Raw genomic sequence first — 22,064 nt, forward strand, 5'->3', positions numbered from 1 at the left:
CTAGATTAAAGTGTTTTCAGTTTCTTTATCAAATATATGAATTTTATTTGCATCCAAAGCAATTTTAATTTTATCTCCAACTTTAGCCGTAGACGATCCATTAACCCTTACAACAATATTTGTATCTCCTTTTGACATATAAATATTAGTCTCTGCTCCCATGAGCTCTACAACCTCAACTTTAGCCTCTACAATTGAATCTTTATGTTCCTCAAGGAAAGTAATACCATCATCAATATCCTCCGGTCTTATTCCCATAATAACAGTTTTACCTATATAGGATTTTTCTCTTAAAATTTTAGCTTTATCTTCTGGAATCGCTATAGTTTCATTATTGAAATTAATAACAATTTTTCCATTTTGCTCTAAAATCTTAGCGTCCATAAAGTTCATTTGAGGACTTCCTATAAATCCAGCAACGAATATATTAACTGGGTGCTCATATATATTATGTGGAGTATCTACTTGTTGAACTAGTCCATCTTTCATTACAACTATTCTTGTTCCCATTGTCATAGCTTCTGTTTGATCATGAGTTACATATACAAATGTTGTTTGAAGTTTATGATGTAGTTTTGATATTTCTGTTCTCATTTGTACTCTAAGTTTAGCGTCTAAATTTGATAATGGCTCGTCCATTAAGAATACCTTGGGATTTCTAACTATTGCTCTTCCAAGTGCTACCCTTTGCCTCTGTCCACCTGATAATGCTTTTGGTTTTCTGTCAAGTAAATGTTCTATATCAAGAGTTTTAGCTACGTCTGTAACCTTTTGTTTTATTTCATCTTTTGGCATTTTTCTTAGTTTTAACCCAAATGCCATGTTATCATATACAGTCATATGAGGATATAGTGCATAGTTCTGAAAAACCATTGCTATATCTCTATCCTTAGGTGCCACGTCATTTACGACTTTATCGCCAATATATATTTCACCTTTTGATATCTCTTCAAGACCTGCTATCATCCTTAAAGTCGTTGATTTACCACAACCTGACGGTCCTACAAAAACTATAAACTCCTTATCTTGTATTTCAAGATTAAAATCCTTAACCGCTGTTACATTGCCATCGTAAACCTTGTATATGTGTCTTAATGATAAACTTGACATAATATATTCCCCCTATATGTTTGTTTTAAATGATTTTCAATATACCTATATTGTAATCCTTTAAATCATACTTATCTATTCCCAATACCCCCAAAAGTGGTGAAGTTAATTTGTAGAAAGACACAAATTAGTACTATAGTAATCTAGGCCTTGTTTATTAATATTGTTAACCTATAAAATTTTTCCCTTGATATAAATCTAACTCTTTCATTTTATTATCTATATCATTTAATACTTCCCATTTTTTTAAACTCCACATAGGACCTATTAATAACTCCCGTGGTGCGTCCCCTGTTAGTCTATGAATAACCATATTAGGAGGAAGCATAGTAATTGTTTTGCAAATAATATCTACATACTCATCTTGATTTAAAAATTCAAGTTTCTTTTGCTTATAGAGCTCAACCATAGGTGTATTTTCCATAAGATGAAGCAAATGTAGCTTTATACCCTTTATATCTTTATGTGAAACATAATCTATAGTTTTAAGCATGTCCTGGGCACTTTCTCCAGGAAGTCCAAATATAGTATGTACCACCACATCAATATTTCTTTTATTAAGCTCAACCAAAGTCTCTTCAAATTTATGTAACTTATAACCTCTATTAATAATTTTTGCACTTTCATCAGAACTCGTCTGTAGTCCTAGTTCTACCCATGTGTACACTTTGTGCGAATATTCCTCTATTAAGTCTAATACATCATTATCTAAGCAATCAGGTCTTGTAGCTATAGCAAGTGCCACTACACCATCTTGTGATACTGCTTCCTGATATTTTTCCCTTAACACATCAACACTTGCATATGTATTTGTATACGCCTGAAAATAAGCAATATACTTTCCGGATTTCCATTTCTTACTCATCATAATCTTTATATCTTCGAATTGTCTGGTAATAGAAAACTTTCTATTACCAGCGAAATCTCCGGAGCCCCTCTCACTACAAAACAGGCACCCCCCACTACTAATAGTTCCATCTCTATTAGGACAAGAAAACCCAGCATCTAAAGCAATTTTAAAAACCTTACTACCGAACTTTTCCCTTAGAAAATAATTTAGACTAAAATATCTTTTATCATTCCATAAATTCTCCACTAGCGTCTTCCTTTCTTTTTTAAAAAATATTCAAACAAATAACTAGCTGTTAGACTAGTTATCTATTTTATAAACTTATGTTAATTATACCTTATCTCCATAGTGAGTGTATTAATTATAGCTTTTTCACGGTAAAGTCCTTTAAATTTAATTTCCATTTTCCAATAATATCTCCTTCTGCTCCATTACTGTTTGATTTAGATATTACTTCATATGTCATATTATCCTCGCCGAAAGAAGAAAATATTATTTGGACCTTTTCTATAGGATAATCTTTTTCAAAATTAATTGGAATCATATCCCCATTGTCTACTTTATAGACTCTAATACATTTTCCTGTTTTTTCACTATTATATTGTACAAGCAAAAATTTTTCATCCATTGAAAATGTCATAAATTCGACTTTGGAGTCAAATAATAAATCTATTGGTATTAAATCCTTTCCTATTGGTTTTTCTTTAGCCATTGCACCAGATCCTCCGCCTTGTGATGATTGACCTGATTGATCTGCATTTCCCTTAGCTTGAACTTCAAGAGACTCATCGATATTGACAATACCAATAAAAGTATTTTTATTATAAGTACTAAATGCTATTTTATCTCCTTCATAGCTAAAATTCATGGGTCCAAATTCTTTTAATGGTACCATTATTTTATATAATTTTGCTCCATCATCTTTTGAGTATGAATATTTAGGGATTCCCGACACATCAATAATTAAATTTGTCTTTACATTTTTTTTATCTCGAAATCTAATGCCTGTACCTTCTATGAAAGCTTCCTTTTGTGGTGTATTCGTAATTTCGCTTATTTTATATTCGGCTCCATCCTTAACAATCTTAATAGAATATTCATCCACACAAGACAATGAACTACCTATAGACGTCCTACTAACCCTCACCTTAAAAACTCCACTTCTGCCAACCTCATTACTTTCTGTAACTTTATAACCCTTTATCTTCATATTGCTAATTGGCAAATCCGTAGCTTTACGATACAAATCTTTAGTATATAATTTTTTACCATTTTGAAAATCTTCTTTCATTATAAAATTCATATAACTTAAAACTACGTTGTTTGCAGTTTTAATTTCAAATGCATTTTTTTTTATCTTCTCTTCTTCCTTTTTATTTGAACATCCTGCAATAGACAAAATACAAAACAGTATTAATAAACAGCTTAAAAATTTTTTCAATATTTTCACTCCCTTCAATTCATTTATACTTAATATTTATAAATTAAAATAATTTATCATATTATAGTTTCCCTCAAACTAAATTTTTAATTTATATAATTATTATTTTAATTGAAATAATTGTTTTTTATTAAATAACACACATATATTTATATATATAAGCATCTTATTTAAGTGTGACTCTAAATTTAATAATTTTGTGGAGGAGATATCTTGAAAAAAACAATTGGTTTAGTATTTCAAACCGCGGCTGTATTTATTGGTACTATAGTAGGTGCAGGACTTGCTTCTGGTCAGGAAATAACTCAATTTTTCAGTACTTATGGCTATGTGAGTTTCTGGGGGATTCTTGTATGTTGTTTAATTTATATTATAGTAAGTTCAATCATTGTTTCTATTAGCCTAAAACATAAGTTAAGTTCCTATACCGAGCTTATAACTCTCGTAAGCCCAGGTTTTTTCGGTATAATCACGGATATTTTCACAAGTTTTTTCTTAGTAAGTGGTGCCGCCGTAATTCTCGCTGGAAGTGGTGCACTTCTTCACCAATATTTTGGTATTTCAAAATGGGTAGGAATTTTACTTATGGCTATAATCTCTTTATATACTGTGCTTAAGGATACTAAAGGATTAATAACTATAAATTCATTTATAGTTCCAACCTTAATTACAATTATTGTAACCATATTCGTTTTATATTTGCTATTTCACAAAGATATGTTAAGTGCTACTTATATAAAACAGATTCCCTCATATAAAGATAATATAATACCTGCTCAATGGTTTTTTTCAGCCTTGCTTTATGCAGGTTTTAATATGTTATGTTGTAGCGGTGTACTAGTCCCCCTAAGTCAAGAAATTAAATATAAACGAGTTCTTATTCCTGGTGTTATAATAGGTGCATTAGGTCTAACTATCTTATGTTATTTGATAAATACAATGCTTTTATTAAATATTCCTCAAATTTTTAAATATGAAATTCCCCTTCTTTATATAACACACCGTTTTGGCATGTTAATGCAAATTCTTCTACTTTGCGTAATCTTTTGTGAAATGTTTTCAACTGAAGTTTCCAATATCTATAGTGTTGGAAAAACTCTAGAGAAAAAGTTTGATATTTCTTATAAGAAAGCTGTTTTATTAATACTTGTTGTAGCTTTGCCTATCTCTCAAATTGGATTTAAAACTCTAATTAAAGTCCTCTATCCTGGTTTTGGTGCAATAAGTTTTATATTTTTAATTCAATGCATTTTGTTTTATAAGAAAACTACTAAAAGACAGAATTGACATTGTATATATCGAAGCTGTACAATTCTTATATATTCTAAGACTTGTAATTATAAATCAAGGAGATAAAAATGATAAATAAAAACACAAAAAAATTATACGACTCAACCTCTTTAGACATACTAAAAAAATGCAATTTATGTCCTAGGAAATGTTCTGTTAATAGATTAGATGGTGAATTAGGCTATTGCAACGCTTCTGAGTATATAAAAGTAGCTAAAGTTTCTTTGCATTATTGGGAAGAACCTTGTATTTCAGGTAAATTAGGTTCTGGTACTGTATTTTTTTCAAATTGTAATCTGAAATGTGTATTTTGCCAAAATTATAAAATAAGTCATAATAGTTTTGGAAAAACGATATCTATAAATCGCCTTAGTGAAATTTTTTTAGAGGAGCAGAAAAGAGGGGCACTCAATATAAATTTAGTTACGCCAACTCACTATGTTCCCCAGATAATAGAGTCCTTAAAACTGGCTAAACAAAGTGGTCTTAGTATTCCTATTCTCTATAATTCAAATGGATATGAAAATATAGACACCATTAAGTCACTCAAAGGATTCATTGATGTTTACCTGCCAGACTTAAAATATTATGGAGACAAATATGCTCTTAAATATTCAAAAGCACCTAATTATTTTAATACTGCAAGTAAAGTTATTACTGAAATGGTCTCACAAGTAGGGAAAGTAAAATTTGATGATAATGGGATAATTAAAAAGGGAGTAATAATTAGACATCTAATGCTGCCAGGTTTATTATTTGATTCTAAAAAAGTAATAGACTTCATACACTCTACCTTTAATGATGATGTTTATATTAGCTTAATGAATCAATATACCCCCCTACATGTAGAAACTAAATTTCCTGAAATAAACAAGACACTAAACCAGGATCATTATGATGCTTTAATAAACTACTGCTTAAACTTAGGGATAACAAAATGCTTTATTCAAGATAGTGGAACTTCCTCACCTGATTTTATACCCGATTTTAACTTAAGCGGAATATAACAAATGTCATTGTAACCTATTTCATCTTCTAATAATTAAAGGTCTCGATGATTTAATCATGGAGACCTTTAATTGTTCTATATAAGTTATGCTTTCATCTAAAATTAAATTTAAATCTTTTCAAAGAAAAATATAACTATATCTTATATTTCTTTAACTCCTCTTTAAATGAACTTGTTATCTTTTTGAACTCATATATACTGTCTATTAGCTTCTTAATTTCATTTGTATAGGTTCCAACACTTGCACTTACCTCTTCTGATGATGCGGAATTTTCCTCTGAAATTGCGGCTAATGACTCTATTGTTTCATATATGTTTGCAATAGATTTAGCTTCTCTATCTAACTCATTTATAGTATCTATCATTGCTGTTGAAACTGTTCTAACAGACATAGTGGCCTCATAACTTATATCTCTTACATCCTCTAGTCCCTTAGTCTCATTTTGCAAAATATCATATTGATCACCAATTTTATCAACAAGTACATTTATATCCTTAACAAACTCAATCAAATTGCTGTTGATTTCTTCTACAGCGCTCTTAGACTGTTCTGCAAGCTTTCTAACTTCATCTGCGACAACAGCAAATCCTTTTCCTTGTTCGCCTGCACGCGCAGCCTCTATGGATGCATTAAGAGCAAGTAAGTTTGTTTGCTCAGAAATTTGAGAAACAATCGATACTATGCTTGTTATGTCATGAGCCTTCGTTTCAAGCTTTATCCCATTATCCTTAACTTCCTGAAATTTTTCTAAAGTTCCAAGTATATTTTTACTTGTTTTATCAACACTTTCATAGCTATTGTTTATCTTTTCAAGAGCTTTTTCTAACTCATCCTTGTTATCATTCTCATTTTTAACAATATCCTTAAGCGATCTAATATTATCATTTAAGATTAAAACAGCATTTTCAGTACTCTCGGCTTGACTTACGGAAGTATCCGCCATTTGCTCAACTACTACTGATATATCCTCTGAGGTATCTTTCATTTTATTCGAAATCGTATTTATGTTTTGCGCAAAAGTATCCATCTCGTCAGTTACACCCTTAAACTCAACAAAATCTGCTCTAAATCCTTTTTTATATTTCTTAATGTTTTTGTATAACTCTTCGTACTCATCCCCAGTAACTATATCTCCATCTTCAACATAATTATTGCTATTAATCTGGTCTATAGTTTGCATGATTAGCTTCGCAGGTCTTCCCATTATAAAAGATGCAAGACATGATGCTACTCCAGAAATGATAGAGAAACCTAATACTTTTAAAATATCACCTGTACCAATTAATATCATTGCCCCAACCAAAGATACAATAAATGTAAATAGGCCTACTTTACCATGAGTATTATTAATAAAGCCTAATGATAGGATTTTATTAATTTTATATGTTTTTTTATAATAAATGTCCTTATCAAATGTAAGCTTTAAACTCAAGCTATCTGAAGTTTTATCTAATTGCTCAATTTTAACTTTTTCATTAAAATACTCACATGTACCATCTAATAGTCCTAAAAAATAATCAAACATCGCTCTTTTAGAATTATAAGTAAAAATAGCTTCCCTACTTGAAATGGGGGTTATCCCTACTAACGGTGGTTTTGCTCCAGCGAATTTTTTTGTCATTGCAACATGTATATCAAACAGCGATTTTAAAAACGAGTATACATTTTCAGTGTTAAAAAATGCAGGAAAATCTCTATGAAACGCTGTCAAATTATCTTTTCCTATGGTTCTCCACAATGCATCGATAGGTATATTTTGGTTTTTAGATATATCGCCAATTACATTTTTAACTTGGCTATCATCCACGTTCTCCACCGGTGAAAATATTTTCCGAGAATTCCACCCCACAGATTTCATCGCATTATTAACCGTATCGTCGCCATAAAGTTTTCTACATGTTTTCATCCAAGTAGCTACTACTGTTCCTTTCATAATAATATCCCCCCCTTGTTCCTCTATTGATTATCTTTTATTTTTAAAATCAATAGTTAATCCCCCATTAATTCATAGCCGTTATCACATCCTTCATGCATACTACTATTATAAGCTATCAGTAGTGATTTGTTAATACTATTAATTATTAATTAATCATTTTTATTCTATAATTAATGTTAAACTTCATTTATAAATAATATATCTACCATAAAAAATAGTTATAACTTAAACTGTATACTATCTAGTTTTGCAATTACCTTGATGTCATTGTGAGGAACTGTATCTGTTTTTAATGAAATTCTATTACTTATTAGCAGAACTTTGTTACTATCTAGTTTTTTTATCTGCCTTAACACTCTTTCTCCATTATAATCTAATAATGAAATAGAATTATTTTCAATTTCATGAGTCAAATGTGCAAAAGCAATATCTCCACTACAAATTCTGAACCCAAGCATATCATCATTTTCTATTTCTAAAAATAATACTTTATCTTGAGCGTATCCTTCTACTTTATTTGATATTATTGGCATTTGTTTCTTCCCTATAGCTTTAACTAAATCATATTTATAAATAGCAACATCTTTTAAAACTGAACTAAATGCATCGTTCCACACTTCATTTACTTTTCCTGCGATTGGTCTCTCAAGTTTTGGATTTCTTTCCTCTCTCTCCAAATCATCTTCAAATGCCACAGATCTATCTTCTATTTCTTCTCCTAAAATCTTAGATATTTTTTCTAAAAGTTTTTCATTTATAACTTTTTTTCCTAATTCAATATCATTAATAAACCCTTCAGAAACTCCAATTTTTTTACCTAATTGTTTTTGACTTACCTCTTTTGTTTCTCTTACTTGTTTAATCCTGTCTCCTACTCTACTCATAATTTCCCGCCTTTCCAATTAAATAATTGTTTTTAATCATTTGATTACAATTTTACACCATTTCTTGTCTATATAAAAATTTTTATTTAAAATTTATATTTATATATACAACGAAATATAAATCCTCTGCTTATAGCAGAAGATTTATATTTTGGATCCTGTACCTTATTTACTTTTCTTGTAAGCTTCTCTTTCTGCAATAAGATGATGCATAAGATAGCTAACTGTCCAATTAATAGATGTTGGTGTAACTGCTGCAAGTATTGTATCGCTGCTTTTAATTTGTCTTATATCGTCAATTAGCTCATACAATTCCTTATCTGCAAAGTTACTAAATATAAGTAATTTTTCATTAGGTAATTCACTATTACCCTCTGTTTTTTTAACATCTCGTAATACTTCCCTAATTGTTACGTTACCCATATTTTTCTTGATTACTCTGCAAGGTAATATATTTTGTTTTACTAGTAAATCATTAAATTTTTCTTCATCTGCACCAGTTAGTCCATATGCAAGGATAACTTTTTCATTAATAAGATCCACACTATATTCCCCCTACAATTTATTATTTTATATTTACTTTATTTTTTTTGGTTCATTGTACTTAATTCCTAAAGTATCAACACTCATATCTTTTATCTTTTGCTCTTTGTTTGGTTTATCTCTAAAATCTCTTTCGACCTTAGCTATTTCTAAAGCATTTTCCATCCCCTCAGTTACTTTACCAAAAGCTGCATAACTTCCATCTAAATGATAAGAATCAGCCACCATAATAAAGAACTGGCTCCCTGCTGAATCTGAGTCATTGGATCTAGCCATTGATAAAACACCCGTTGAATGTTTTAAATCGTTTTTAAATTTATTAGAAGAAAACTCACCCTTTATAGAATAGTCTGGTCCACCAACGCCTGTTCCTTCAGGACAGCCCCCTTGAATCATAAATCCTGGAATTACTCTATGAAAAACAAGTCCATTATAAAAGCCCTTATTTATAAGGCTAATAAAATTATTTACCGTGTTTGGTGCAACCTCTGGATATAACTCAGCCTTTATCACTTTTCCATCTTGCATATTAATTGTTACTATTGGATTCATATATTTACCTCTCCTCTTGTTATGTATTTATTATAAATTATATCACATTTTATATCATTTACTATTTTATATATATAAAGACACCCTCAAAAATAATTAGTAAGCCCTATCTATTCTTAAGAATGTCATCCTATTAAATATTTTCCTTACCAACGCTTATTCGTAAACTCATTTTTTCTTGTGGTTCTTCTAATTTTATTTGGATATTTCCTCCAGGAAGTATTATTAAAGAATATTTTTCTAGCATGTCTATCTCTCGATTTATGTCAATATTAACTATATCTATTTCTAAGTTATCTAATGGTTCTCCTTTATCATACTTATAGCCAATGGCGAGCCCCCCGAATGTAACTGTATCTTTCAATTGTTTATCATCATCCGTAATAATTAAATGCGCAGTGTTTTTATTCTCTTCAGATTTACATACTAAATGATTTAAAACACATAAGCAATTATTTTGCACAGGATTATCTATAGTTATGCAATTAATTTTATTTACCCTTTCAATCTTCATATTAAATATATCCTGATCTACGTAATATTCATTATCTTTTTTCAATTGAAATACTCTCATTTTATCACCTTATTTCTGTTGTTTCTTTGTATGGTTTATACTATTCACCTAGTCATACTATTGCTATAATTAATTTAGATATATATTACATACACTATTAAATCATCTCCTGCGGAGCTGCAATATTAACGACTTCAGAAGGAAATTTATTCTCCCACTGAAGTTTTCTATAGAGTATGCAACTCCACTTATAGAAGTGGGCGACTTTCCTTCTGAAATGTCGTTAAAAACAAAAACAGCCTAAAACTAATTTAATTAGTCTTAAACTGCTTTTATATGTACATACAATAATTTCTCTTAAATTCTTTTAATAAGATTATAGTTTTAATAATTTATAACTTAAATCTATTGTATTATCATTCGTAGAGGAACTATATATAGTTACAATACCTTTTTTAGTCTTTTCATTTAAAAGATTATTACTAGTAAGTTGTCTTTTTAGTTGATTTACAGTGCCTATACTTCCATCAATTATAATAGTTTTTTCTCCAACAATCTTAATTAATTCTTTTTTTATAAATGGATAATGAGTACACCCAAGTACTATAGCTGCTACATCTAAATGACTAAACTCTTTTAACTTTCCTTTTAAGTACTCATTTATTTCATCGCCATCTATAATTCCATTTTCAATAAGCTCAACTAGGCCCGCACAAGGCAAAGGTATTATATCGACTTCTTTGTTGTACAACTTCATTAAATTATCGAACTTTTTTTCAGTTAAAGTCATAGGAGTTGCCATAATAATTACGCTTTTACCTCTACTAACTTCTACAGCAGGCTTTAGTGCTGGCTCTATACCGATTATAGGTATATCTTTATATCGCCTTCGAAGTGCATCAATAGCTGCACTAGTAGCAGTATTACAAGCAATCACTACTACTTTTACGCCTTTTTCCAAAAGAAAATCTACCGCTTTAAATGTTAATTTTCTAACTTCATTTACATTTTTAATTCCATAGGGTGCATTTAACGAGTCTCCAAAATAAACAAAATCTTCATTGGGAAGCACTTTTAAAGATTCCTTTAACACACTTATTCCGCCTACTCCTGAATCAAAAAATCCTATCGGTCTTTCTCTATTATTCACATTATCACCACCATATTAAGATTAACAATTCTAAAAACAATCTATAATTTATAACAAATTAAATATATTTATTGGTGTACAATCATTTATTAGTCACATATACGCATTCTCATAAATAGTATGTTATTGAGTCTACCCATTTAATTTAAATTATACCATAAAAGGAGGAAGTGTTATGCCTTCAGGTCCTAATTTATACAAAATCAAAGATTCAATAAGCAACGGAATTGAGGTTTTATCAAACAAATCTGAAGATTTTATTGAAATATCCAAGCTTAAATATAAACTCCATTTTGAAGAAAATAATATGGATAACCTCTATCGCGATCTTGGAAAAGAATTATATTCAATTTTCAAAAGCAATAGTCGTATTGATTCTTCTTTATTAGATTACTGTAATGCTTTAAAAAAAATAGAAAATCGTATAAAGAATCTTGATAAAGAAATTAGCAAAGTAAATAGAAGTAAATAAATGCTATAAAAGCATATTAAATCATCTCCTGCAGAGCTGCAATATTAACGACTTCAGAAGGTAACTCCCCCTTAAGACGCGGGAGTTACCTTCTGAAATGTCGTTAAACTGCACCCTACCTACAAAGCAAGGTAAAGCTATCTTATATTTAAACTCCTAATCTATATATTATATATGCTCTTATTTAATTTTATCATAAATTTGCAACCCTTATTTATATCCTGCACCAAAGTTATACTTCCTCCATGTTTTTCAATTATTGCTTTTGATATTGCAAGACCAAGCCCCGTACCACCATTCCTAGAATTTCTCGTAGTATCTACGCGGACGAAAGGTTCAAAAATGTTGCCTTGAAATTCCTTAGGTATTCCTACTCCATTGTCCTCAATAATAATTGAAGCAACATTATTATCTAATAAAAGCTTGATACTAATAGTAATACCTGGGCTATTATATTTAATACTATTTAATAAAATATTACTTAAGGCTCTATCTAAGTTCTTTCTATCAAATGGAATTTCCACTTCATCTTCCGTAATACTAAATTCATATAAAACGCCTTTTTGCTCCATAATTGGAACATATCCAGCAATGAGTTCTCGTAAAAACTCACCTATATCATGATTGCTTACATCTAGTTTATATTCTGTACTTTCAACACGTGAAAACTCAAAGAGATCTTGAATTAGGTCGTTTGCTCGCCTGCTATTGTTGTTAATAACTTTTAACAACTTATTTCTCTCCTCTATTTCAATATCATCATTCTCTAATAAGAATTCTGAATATCCGAGTATACTTGTTAATGGATTTTTTAAATCATGCGATATATCAAGGATCATCCTTTTCCTATTATGCTCTGCCTTCTCCTTTAATAACTTCTCCTCTTGTATCTTTTCTGCCATTAAATTAAATGCGTCCTTTAATTGCCCAATTTCATTTAAAGAGTTAATTTCAACCCTTGTAGAATATTCTCCATTTTTTACAGTGTTAACACCCTTTAAAAGTTTTTTTAATGGTTTTACAAACATCATTGATGTAAGTTTAGAATAAAGTACCATTGTAGATAATAAAAATATAAATATTATAAATGGGAATATTGTTAAAAAAGTAAATCCATCATTCTTACGTTTACTAACCTCTTCCAATTGCTGCTTATGTTCGAATCCCCATGTATAAGCATCAAATATACTGTTTGGCATAGCTGTAATTAATATAAACTCTTTCTTTGTACCATATTTACTAGAATAAAAATAACCATCCTTTAAATTGTTAGTAATCATATCCTGATAATACTTTTGTGGGTATTTAAATCCCACTTTATGCTTACTACCATTTTCCATAACAATAACTAAATTTTTATCAAGCACTTCAACATAACCCTTATGTTTTATAAAATTTGTTACATTTATATCTTTATAATTTTGCTTTATAATATACTCAGCTGTTGCTTTATTTGTTGGTAGATCCACATAATCAGCAGAAAAGTAAACCAATAAAGTTACCATTGTTAGCATGAATATTGCAATTATAATAATTAGAAATATAATATAATTTTTAAATAATTGAGTAGCCATTTTCTTGCTCTTAAAGTAAAGTCCTATTTTTTTTAACTTTTTTCTATTCATTATGCTGTAACTCCATTTTATATCCTATACATCTTATTGTTTTTAAATATTTCGGATTTTTAGGGTCTTCTTCAATTTTTTCCCTAATATGGCTTATGTGTACCATGATAGTATTTGAGTCTCCATAATATGGATTACACCATACTATTTCATATAGCTGTTTTTTAGTGTATACCTTTCCTGGATTCTCTAAAATAAACTCTAATAACCTATATTCCTTTGGATTTAAAGCTAAAGGAATATTATTTTTATAAATACAACAACTATCCTTGTCTAGCATTAACTCTCCAACAACTATTGCAGTTTTATGAGTTTTATTAGAATATTTATAATACCTTCTAAGCTGAGCCTTAACCCGTGCAATTATTTCAATAGGACTAAATGGTTTTATTACATAATCATCTGCCCCTAGTCCAAGCCCAAGTATTTTATCTGACTCTTCTTCCCTTGCAGTTATAAAAATTACCGGTATCTCACTAGTTTCTCTAATCTTTTCAAGAACTTTAAATCCATCAATTTTCGGAATCATAACATCAAGTAGTGCAATGTCTATATCTTTACTTTCAAATATATCTAAAGCTTGAAGACCATCTTCTGCCGTAAAAATCTTATATCCTTCTTTTGATAAATGAATTTCTAGCAATTCTCTTATATCTTGTTCATCCTCTACAATTAAAATATTCATTATGTATCCCTCCCATCCTTTATATATTGTAACCCCAAAGTTATCATCAACTCAAATAAAATATTTAATCGTATAATACTACCCGGCAACAATACTCTGTTGCTCTTCTTCACCCATTCTAAAAACTCTGTCCGCGTTTTCAATAGTTGAGAGCCTGTGCGCAATGATTATAGTTGTTCTGGTCTTTCCATATTCATCTATAGTGCTTTTAATAAGTCTTTCCGACTCCGAATCAAGGGCTGATGTGGCTTCATCTAATAAAAGTATAGGCGCATTTTTAATGATAGCCCTTGCAATAGCTATTCTCTGACATTGTCCACCGGACAGTCTTATGCCTCTTTCACCAACAAGTGTCTCATATCCTTGTGGCTGCTGCCTTATAAAAGTGTCTGCATTTGCTGCTCGTGCTGCTGCAAATATTTCTTCATCCGTGGCATCTTCTCTTCCATATCGAATATTTTCCATAATCGTGGTGTTAAAAAGTATCGCTTCCTGTGGCACATAAGCAATCATATCGCGGATTTCACTCAAAATCATATCAGAGAGGTTCTTTCCACCGATAGATATCCCCCCTGAATTGATTTTATAAAATCCAAGTAAAAGCTTTGCAACAGAACTCTTCCCACTTCCACTTTCCCCGATAATTGCTAGTGTTTCGCCTTCTTTTACGGAAAGGTTAAAGTCTTTTAGCACCAATTTATCTTGTGTATATCCAAAGTTAACCTTATAAAATTGAATATATTCTGCTTGATTAATGTGCTCGGCTTCCCATTTTAAAGGTTCTTCTTCTATGTCAAGAAAATCGTATATTCTCTCTGTTCCTGCAAGACTATTGTAAAACATGGGATAATACTGACCAAACTCTCTAAAATTTGCATCGAGAGCTGTTTGTAAAGTCATTATTGCAAGGATATTACCATATGTAGTAAGTCCATGTTTTACCATTATTGTTCCAAGCAAAAGAAAGACCAATATATTCAACATAGATATAAAGAAATTATAAGAAGTAAGCAAAGCTGTTATTTTACTATTTTTCAGACTAAGCCTAGAAACTTCACTGTTATCTTTCTTAAACTTCTCTCTCATACTGCCGGCAAGTTGATACATTTTTATTATTGACATGCCGCCTACAATATTTCCTATGGTAACTGTCATATTACTCATTTGTTTCTGAATTTCCTTCGTTGTTGCTTTGAGCCTTTTAGCTATGTAGGTATTCGCAGTAAGTGTAATTAGGTTCAATGTTAATATTATAAGTGTAATTCTGTAATCAAATACGAACATAGGAATCAAATAAATCACTATGGTAGCAAGAGAAGCTACGGTACGTCTAAAGTGTCTCATAAAAATTACGGCTACCACCCATGTATCGTTTTCAAAGACAGACAATACCTCACCGCTATGTCTCTTTTCATAATAATTCACATCTATTTTATTAAACTTCTCGTACACAGCCTTATTCAAGTTACAATGACCATATTTTGCCCTGCCATTAAACATAAATGTAAACACTGGAAGCAACAACACCATTAAGATCATATAAATGACAAGGATAGCAATCATTTTAAAAATGAACCACATACTCTCTGGTGCACCAATATCAAGTAGCATCTTTAAGAGATACGATTCTAACAATGCACTGCTTGATTGTAACAGTATCATTCCTATTATACCCGTAAAATACACAAAGAAATGGCCTTTTAGAAACACGAAAGTATTCTTCAAATCTTTATACAATTCATGCATCTTGCTCACCTGTATTACCTAAGACTTGATTGCTATAAAGCATATTATATACCCCTTTCTTTTCTAATAGACCTTCATGTGTTCCATTTTCAGCTATAATGCCATGGCTTAATACATATATTTCATCTGCATTAATGATCGTTGATAAGCGGTGGGCTATGAGAATGACTGTTTTTCTTTCACTATAATTTTCGATGGCCTTTTGGATTAGCTTTTCTGATTCTACATCAAGAGCTGATGTCATTTCATCTAGCAAAAATATAGGTGCATCCTTTAAAAAAGCACGTGCAATGGCGATGCGCTGTTTCTGCCCTCCTGAAATATTAGTTCCTCTTTCAGATAAAACCGTCTGATAGCCTTCTGACATACTCATTATAAAATCATGGGCATAAGCTTTTTCAGCCGCTTGTATTATTTCATTAAATGAAGCATCAGGCTTGCCATAGGCAATATTTTGAGCAACTGTCCCTTCAAAAAGATATGTATCTTGCGCTACATAGGAAATATTCTTTCTTGCCTTCTCAATGTCCCATTCCATTATATTCTTACCAAATAAACGTACTTCGCCTTGGGTAGTTGTATGAAATCCTAATAACAACTTAAATAAAGTACTCTTACCGCTTCCACTCGAGCCAACAAGTGCAACTGTTTTTCCTTTTGGTATAAACAAACTTATATCATTGAGTACATTGTCTGACGTTTTATTATCTTTACCATAGGAAAAAGAGACGTTATGAAGTTCAAACGCTATCTCCCTTTCAAAAGCTTCTCCTGTTCCAAAGGCTTCTTCGCTAAGTTCCACAATTTCCATCACTCTGTCCACAGAAACCATGGCTTCTTTAAACTCAGTTACATATCTTGTAAGTTCTGAAAGGGGTTTTGATACATTTTGTAACAACAAGATAAAAGCTACCATTTCACCATTTGTAATATTGCCCTTATAAGCATTATAAAACCCTAACATTATGGAAACAAACATAGGTGCTGACCTAATGACATATTTATAAGGTCCTGCTTTGACCACTAACTTCTCATAAGCTACAAAATATGAAGTTGCCTGTTCCATATTTTCATCAAAATATTTTTTACGTCTTTCTCTAAGATTATATGCTTTCTCAATTTTAATACCATTTACAGTGTCTTGTGCGATCCCCATAACCTCATCCATCTTCTTGCTGAACTTTTCCATTGTATCATAAGTAGGTGCTGCCACTTTCTTAGCAACTGCCACTGCAACAGGTATACATAGAGCACTTACAAGTGTCATTGTAATATTAAGTGTCAAAAGATATATAAAACAGCAGATAAGAACAATCATGTTGCTTAAAAATTCTGGCAATCCTCCAGACATATAATCGCCTACGCTACTCATATCATGAAGTATTCTATTATTGATACTGCCTGAAGATTCATTTTCAAAATACTCATATTTGCTGTTTATTAGCTTATCATTGGTTATATTTCTAAGCTTCTCTATCAGTCCAATTGAAAACTTAGACCTGATAATCACCCCACTATAGCTTAGCCCAACTCCCAAAAACGTTATAATTACAAATTGAACAAATATTCCAAGCATCTTTCCCTCGTCAATGCCATGGTCTACTGCATTTTTCGCAAAATTACTTACTATAATTGTTATACCTGCCATCCCCATATTCATTAGGAGCTGCAGGATAAACAACTCTTTCTTATCTGACAGCTTCCATATCTTTAATATATTCATGCCCTAATACCCCCCCTGGTCAGTAAAACATAATTTGTTTGTTTATTATTTACTCTTTGTAAAGCTTTACATTAAAAGCGTATTTACTTATGTACTGCTCACCCTATGATTAGCCGGTGAGGTTTTTACACTATTAAAAACACCCAATATGATTTTACTTCATATTAGGATTTTTTAAACTATATGCTCTTTTAGGCGTTCTATACTTATTCTATCATTTTTTACATGTATATACAATATTTGCAATCTTTCAAACCTAATTAATTCTTAGAATAGTTCTGTAAAATAAAAAAATACACCAATTTATTTCTAACACCGCAAACCCTTATACATTATACTTTATATTAAAAACCCTCATTTACTTATGGTACGGTTCCCCACTTATTATTCTAAATCCTCTATAAATCTGTTCAAGTAGCATAACTCTAAATAGCTGATGTGGGAAAGTCATCTTAGAAAAACATAATTTATAATTGGACCTTTCTAAAACACCTTTAGACAAACCTAATGATCCACCAATTACAAAAACTATATTGCTCTCTCCCCTTACCCCTAAATCCATTATATAATTTGAAAATTCCTCTGAGGACACCATATTCCCCTTTAGTTCTAGAGCAATAACAAACATATTATCCTTTATATTCTTAAGTATAGCCTCTCCTTCTTTTACTTTTATTAATGTCTCCTCTTTTCCAGAAGCATTATCTGGCGTTTTCTCATCACTTAACTCAATTATATTAAGTTTACAATATCTAGATAATCTTTTTGCGTATTCATCTATAGCGCTTCTTAGGTATTTTTCTTTTACTTTCCCTACACATATTATACTTATGCTCATTTTAAATCTCCCTTAGTTTACTTATATAACAATTGTCATACATATAACATACTACTATTATATGCTCAAATCTCTCCCTTTATAAAATACATATGTGATTTTTAGCAATGCTAAAAGGTTTTAAGTTTTTGATACTTCAGCTCTGATAAGTTCTGCCTAATAATCATAGACAAATAAAAAAGTAATAAACCTTGTCCCAAAGGCAAAGTTTATTACTTTAATTCGTTTGTTTTTTATTTTCTTATATAATTACTGAAATTATTTTCCACAACATTTCTTATATTTTTTTCCGCTTCCACAAGGACATGCATCATTTCTTCCAACTTTATCATTATTAACTACCATTTTAGAATCTCTATATGACCTTTGAATTTCTTTTCTCTTTTCCTTTGAAAAAATCCCTTCCCATTGTGGAAGTTCATATAAATAATCTGCTTTAGCATCTAACATATTAAAATAAAGTTTTTCAAAATCTACTTTGAAATTAACTTTTGTGTCACTTTGAGTTTCTTCTAATTGTACAGGCTCTAGAAGACTATCATTTATTCCATCAGTAAACCCCATAAAATATATGTTAGATACTTCAAATTGTTTAGCAAGTTCTTCCATTGTACCTTCAACCTTATCTGTATGGTTTGCTAATAATTTAGTATAAATACGTCTTTCAATCTCACCATAGTCATGCCAAAACGCAGCTTCTCCTCTACTTTTAACATAATCAACCACCATATCTGTCCATTCTTTATATAAACTCATCCTCTATTCTCCTTCAAATCATAATATATTTATTATATCTCTTTATTATAATAAATACTTCACAAATTAATATATTTGTGCGTTTTTTTGCTATTTATTTCTTTAATAGCGTTAATCCTTCTTTACTAAAAGGCTTAGATACATCAAAATTTCCACCTATAGTATCGATATCATTATTCTCAAGTGTCAGTTTAATTTTTTTTATAGACGACAATTGAGTTAACGATGCCGCTATACTTTGAAGGCAACTTTTTTCTTTAGCCTCTGACATATTTATTTTAGCTTCTTTGCTTAAATTTACATAAGCAATATTATCTTTAATTGAAAAACTAAGTAGTCTAGTTTCTTTTGGAAGTACTGGTTTAAGCTCACTTTTTACAGTAGGCCCTTTTATAAGTTCCTGAATTATAGTCTCACCAATGAGCTCTTCCTTATTAACAATTCTCTCATCTTTAACTACTTTCACTGTAGATCCATCTTTAGTACCATCAAAATAAATACCCAATTGAATAAAGCCATCTTTTTCTAGAGGTAGTTTTAGATTTTCAAGTTTTTCTTTATTAGTGACGCTTTTCTCATCTTTTTCTTCACACCCTGAAAATGCCATTGTTGACGCAACTAGAATAGAACATACTAATATTTTGATTGCTTTTTTCATATTTGACCTCTCCTTTAATAATTTACTAAAGTATTGAATCTACTGAGGTAGTAATATCTATTTTTCTTAAAATTCAATTAGATTACTTGGCATATCTCTTTTAGCTAAATTCAAAGAAATTTCCTTACCTATTTCAATATTGTTTTCTTTAAGAATATTAACTACTGTTTGATAAGCTAAATCGGGAAAATTATTTGTTTTACTTAAGTGACCTAAAATGATATGTTTGTACTTATTACCCATTATATCCACTATGGCTTGTCCACATGCATCATTAGATAAATGACCTACATCACTTAATATTCTTCTTTTTAATGAATATGGATATGGTCCAAATTTGACCATTTCTACATCATGGTTACTCTCGAGTAAAACCACATCAGCATCTTTTATTATATTCTTTACTTCCTCAGAAAAATAACCTAAATCAGTAGCTATACAGGCTTTCTTTTTTCCGGTATATAAAGCATATCCTATAGGTGCTGCTGCATCATGTGATAGTTTATAATTTGTTATATGCATATCCATTATATCCACAGAATTATTATTTATAATTCTTATATTATCTTCTTTTATATTCCCTATCTTACTCTCCATAGCTTTCCAAGTATCTTCGTTTGCGTAAATCGGTATATTATATCTTCTTGAAACAATACCAGCACCCTTTATGTGGTCAGAGTGTTCATGAGTAATAAAAATACCATCGAGATCATTAGGGTCTTGATTTATATATTTAAGCGCGCCTTCAATACTTTTTCCCGGCATACCCGCATCCACTAAAATTTTTGTGTTTTGTGACGCTACAAATATACTATTTCCACTACTTCCACTATATAATGGACAAAAAATCATAATTGTCTCCTTTAATTTAAAATTGTTATATAGTAACTCTCTTTATGTCTGCACCTATATTTCTAAATTTTTCTTCTATATTAGGGTATCCCCTATCAATATGTTCTATACCCAGAATTTCTGTGGTACCTTCAGCTATAAGCCCTGCAATAACTAAAGCTGCTCCGGCTCTTAAATCTGATGCCACAACTACTGTTCCTTTTAGTTTGCTTACACCATCAACTGTAGCAACAGTTCCTTCAACATTGATATTAGCACCCATTTTTTTTAATTCATCCACTTGTTTAAATCTAGATTCATAGATACTTTCATTTATTATACTTCTCCCCTCTGAAATACAAAGCAATGCATTCATTGGTTGTTGCACATCTGTTGGAAATCCTGGATAAGGTAGTGTCTTAATGTTTACAGCCTTAAGTCTTCCTTCGGACTTGACCGTAACACTATCTCCACCTTCAATTACCTCTGCGCCCATTTCAATGAGTTTTGCAGAAATTGATTCAAGATGTTTTGGTATAACATTATTTATAGTTACCTCTCCACCACAAGCAGCTGCTGCTATCATAAAGGTACCTGCTTCAATCTGATCTGGGATTACACTATAGTTACATCCTGTTAATTCCTCAACCCCTATAATCCTTATAACATCTGTACCTGCACCTTTAATATTAGCTCCCATAGAATTTAAAAAGTTAGCTACATCAACAACATGTGGTTCTTTTGCAGAATTTTCTAAAATAGTTGTACCTTCTGCAAGCGTTGCGGCTGTCATTACATTTATCGTTGCCCCTACAGTAACAACATCAAAATAAATACTAGTTCCGATTAACTTATCAGCCTGAACATTTACAGCACCATTCTCAATAGTCACCGTTGCCCCGAGTGCCTCAAAACCTTTTATATGTTGGTCTATTGGTCTAGCCCCTATTGGACACCCTCCTGGGAGTTCTACTCTAGCCTTTTTAAACCTAGCTAAAAGCGCACCAATCAAATAATATGATGCTCTCATTTTTCTTACATCTTCTGTATTAGCATTTATACTAATTATACTTGTGCTATCTATTGTAACCGAATCTTTTTCTCTTTTAATTTCGCAGCCTAAATTTTCCAATATTCTTTCAATACAATTTACGTCTTCTATATCTGGAATATTTTCAATGATACATTTACCCTTACTTGCTATTATAGCTATTGGTAAAATTGCTACTGCTGCATTTTTTGCACCACTTATTTCCACTTGACCAAGGATACGTCGACCCCCGTTAATTACCAATTTATCCATATTTGTATCATCCTCACTATACCTTATATATTAAGTATTTTTATTTTTATTATTATTTTTATACATACAACTCGATTATACCATATCTACATTATATTCTAGCACTTATTTTAAAAATGTTAAATAATATTGTTATGTTTAACACAA

The 22,064-nt window shown here is 30.7% G+C and carries 21 protein-coding genes; 3 read left to right on the top strand and 18 right to left on the bottom strand.

Features of this window, described 5'->3' with window-relative positions:
* The 3 genes from A7L45_RS21725 to A7L45_RS21735 all read right to left on the bottom strand — a co-directional run bounded on the left by A7L45_RS21725 (position 1) and on the right by A7L45_RS21735 (position 3,401).
* A complete protein-coding gene (locus A7L45_RS21725; protein WP_071614699.1) occupies positions 1 to 1,110 on the bottom strand; it encodes an ABC transporter ATP-binding protein in 1,110 nt (369 codons plus the stop codon).
* A gap of 166 nt (positions 1,111 to 1,276) precedes the next feature.
* Positions 1,277 to 2,206, bottom strand: coding sequence for a tRNA modification radical SAM protein MnmL/YtqA (gene mnmL, locus A7L45_RS21730; protein ID WP_071614700.1), 930 nt, complete (start codon positions 2,204 to 2,206; stop codon positions 1,277 to 1,279).
* Between the two features lie 115 nt (positions 2,207 to 2,321).
* Complete coding sequence (locus A7L45_RS21735; protein WP_071614701.1) at positions 2,322 to 3,401, bottom strand: LptM family lipoprotein; 1,080 nt, start codon at positions 3,399 to 3,401, stop codon at positions 2,322 to 2,324.
* Positions 3,402 to 3,611: 210 nt separating this feature from the next.
* Here A7L45_RS21735 and A7L45_RS21740 point away from each other — a divergent pair, with 210 nt between their 5' ends.
* Positions 3,612 to 4,688, top strand: a complete 1,077-nt coding sequence (locus tag A7L45_RS21740) for a YkvI family membrane protein (RefSeq protein ID WP_071614702.1) — start codon at positions 3,612 to 3,614, stop codon at positions 4,686 to 4,688.
* 71 nt (positions 4,689 to 4,759) lie between these two features.
* A complete protein-coding gene (locus A7L45_RS21745) occupies positions 4,760 to 5,698 on the top strand; it encodes a radical SAM protein (protein WP_071614703.1) in 939 nt (312 codons plus the stop codon).
* A gap of 136 nt (positions 5,699 to 5,834) precedes the next feature.
* Here the strand turns inward: A7L45_RS21745 and A7L45_RS21750 are convergent, their stop codons facing one another.
* From A7L45_RS21750 to murI, 6 genes are all read right to left on the bottom strand, one after another.
* Complete coding sequence (locus tag A7L45_RS21750) at positions 5,835 to 7,634, bottom strand: heme NO-binding domain-containing protein (protein ID WP_071614704.1); 1,800 nt, start codon at positions 7,632 to 7,634, stop codon at positions 5,835 to 5,837.
* Between the two features lie 221 nt (positions 7,635 to 7,855).
* Entirely contained in the window at positions 7,856 to 8,521 is a 666-nt protein-coding gene (locus A7L45_RS21755) for a S24 family peptidase (protein WP_071614705.1), read from the bottom strand.
* A 165-nt stretch (positions 8,522 to 8,686) separates the two neighbouring features.
* On the bottom strand, positions 8,687 to 9,064 hold the full coding sequence (locus A7L45_RS21760) for a DUF3783 domain-containing protein (RefSeq protein WP_084647545.1): 378 nt from the start codon (positions 9,062 to 9,064) through the stop codon (positions 8,687 to 8,689).
* Between the two features lie 33 nt (positions 9,065 to 9,097).
* Complete coding sequence (locus A7L45_RS21765; protein WP_071614706.1) at positions 9,098 to 9,616, bottom strand: peptidylprolyl isomerase; 519 nt, start codon at positions 9,614 to 9,616, stop codon at positions 9,098 to 9,100.
* Positions 9,617 to 9,749: 133 nt separating this feature from the next.
* Positions 9,750 to 10,190, bottom strand: coding sequence for a hypothetical protein (locus tag A7L45_RS21770; protein ID WP_071614707.1), 441 nt, complete (start codon positions 10,188 to 10,190; stop codon positions 9,750 to 9,752).
* A gap of 316 nt (positions 10,191 to 10,506) precedes the next feature.
* Positions 10,507 to 11,280 carry a glutamate racemase gene (gene murI / locus A7L45_RS21775; protein WP_071614708.1) on the bottom strand — a complete coding sequence of 258 codons (774 nt, stop codon included), beginning with the start codon at positions 11,278 to 11,280 and terminating at the stop codon, positions 10,507 to 10,509.
* 175 nt (positions 11,281 to 11,455) lie between these two features.
* Here murI and A7L45_RS21780 point away from each other — a divergent pair, with 175 nt between their 5' ends.
* The gene (locus A7L45_RS21780; protein WP_071614709.1) at positions 11,456 to 11,752 is read left to right on the top strand and encodes a hypothetical protein; all 297 of its coding nucleotides are present in this window, start codon (positions 11,456 to 11,458) and stop codon (positions 11,750 to 11,752) included.
* Positions 11,753 to 11,913: 161 nt separating this feature from the next.
* Here A7L45_RS21780 and A7L45_RS21785 read toward each other — a convergent pair whose 3' ends face one another.
* The 9 genes from A7L45_RS21785 to A7L45_RS21825 form a co-directional block, all read right to left on the bottom strand.
* Positions 11,914 to 13,377 carry a HAMP domain-containing sensor histidine kinase gene (locus A7L45_RS21785; protein WP_071614710.1) on the bottom strand — a complete coding sequence of 488 codons (1,464 nt, stop codon included), beginning with the start codon at positions 13,375 to 13,377 and terminating at the stop codon, positions 11,914 to 11,916.
* Positions 13,370 to 14,062 (bottom strand): response regulator transcription factor, encoded by a 693-nt coding sequence (locus tag A7L45_RS21790; protein WP_071614711.1) that lies wholly within the window; start codon positions 14,060 to 14,062, stop codon positions 13,370 to 13,372. Before A7L45_RS21790 ends, A7L45_RS21785 begins: the two co-directional genes overlap by 8 nt.
* A 78-nt stretch (positions 14,063 to 14,140) precedes the next feature.
* Complete coding sequence (locus A7L45_RS21795) at positions 14,141 to 15,808, bottom strand: ABC transporter ATP-binding protein (RefSeq protein ID WP_071614712.1); 1,668 nt, start codon at positions 15,806 to 15,808, stop codon at positions 14,141 to 14,143.
* Positions 15,801 to 17,531: an ABC transporter ATP-binding protein gene (locus A7L45_RS21800; protein WP_071614713.1), complete on the bottom strand. Its 1,731-nt coding sequence runs from the start codon at positions 17,529 to 17,531 to the stop codon at positions 15,801 to 15,803. Before A7L45_RS21800 ends, A7L45_RS21795 begins: the two co-directional genes overlap by 8 nt.
* Positions 17,532 to 17,889: 358 nt before the next feature.
* The gene (gene rlmH / locus A7L45_RS21805) at positions 17,890 to 18,369 is read right to left on the bottom strand and encodes a 23S rRNA (pseudouridine(1915)-N(3))-methyltransferase RlmH (protein WP_071614714.1); all 480 of its coding nucleotides are present in this window, start codon (positions 18,367 to 18,369) and stop codon (positions 17,890 to 17,892) included.
* A 258-nt stretch (positions 18,370 to 18,627) separates the two neighbouring features.
* Positions 18,628 to 19,125 (bottom strand): SEC-C metal-binding domain-containing protein, encoded by a 498-nt coding sequence (locus A7L45_RS21810; protein ID WP_071614715.1) that lies wholly within the window; start codon positions 19,123 to 19,125, stop codon positions 18,628 to 18,630.
* Between the two features lie 94 nt (positions 19,126 to 19,219).
* Entirely contained in the window at positions 19,220 to 19,783 is a 564-nt protein-coding gene (locus A7L45_RS21815) for a GerMN domain-containing protein (protein WP_071614716.1), read from the bottom strand.
* Positions 19,784 to 19,849: 66 nt separating this feature from the next.
* Positions 19,850 to 20,635 (bottom strand): MBL fold metallo-hydrolase, encoded by a 786-nt coding sequence (locus A7L45_RS21820; protein WP_071614717.1) that lies wholly within the window; start codon positions 20,633 to 20,635, stop codon positions 19,850 to 19,852.
* Between the two features lie 25 nt (positions 20,636 to 20,660).
* Positions 20,661 to 21,917, bottom strand: a complete 1,257-nt coding sequence (locus A7L45_RS21825) for a UDP-N-acetylglucosamine 1-carboxyvinyltransferase (RefSeq protein WP_071614718.1) — start codon at positions 21,915 to 21,917, stop codon at positions 20,661 to 20,663.
* Positions 21,918 to 22,064 lie beyond the last annotated feature (147 nt).

The organism is Clostridium estertheticum subsp. estertheticum (genome assembly GCF_001877035.1).
In the GTDB taxonomy this organism is placed as follows: Bacteria; Bacillota; Clostridia; order Clostridiales; family Clostridiaceae; genus Clostridium_AD; species Clostridium_AD estertheticum.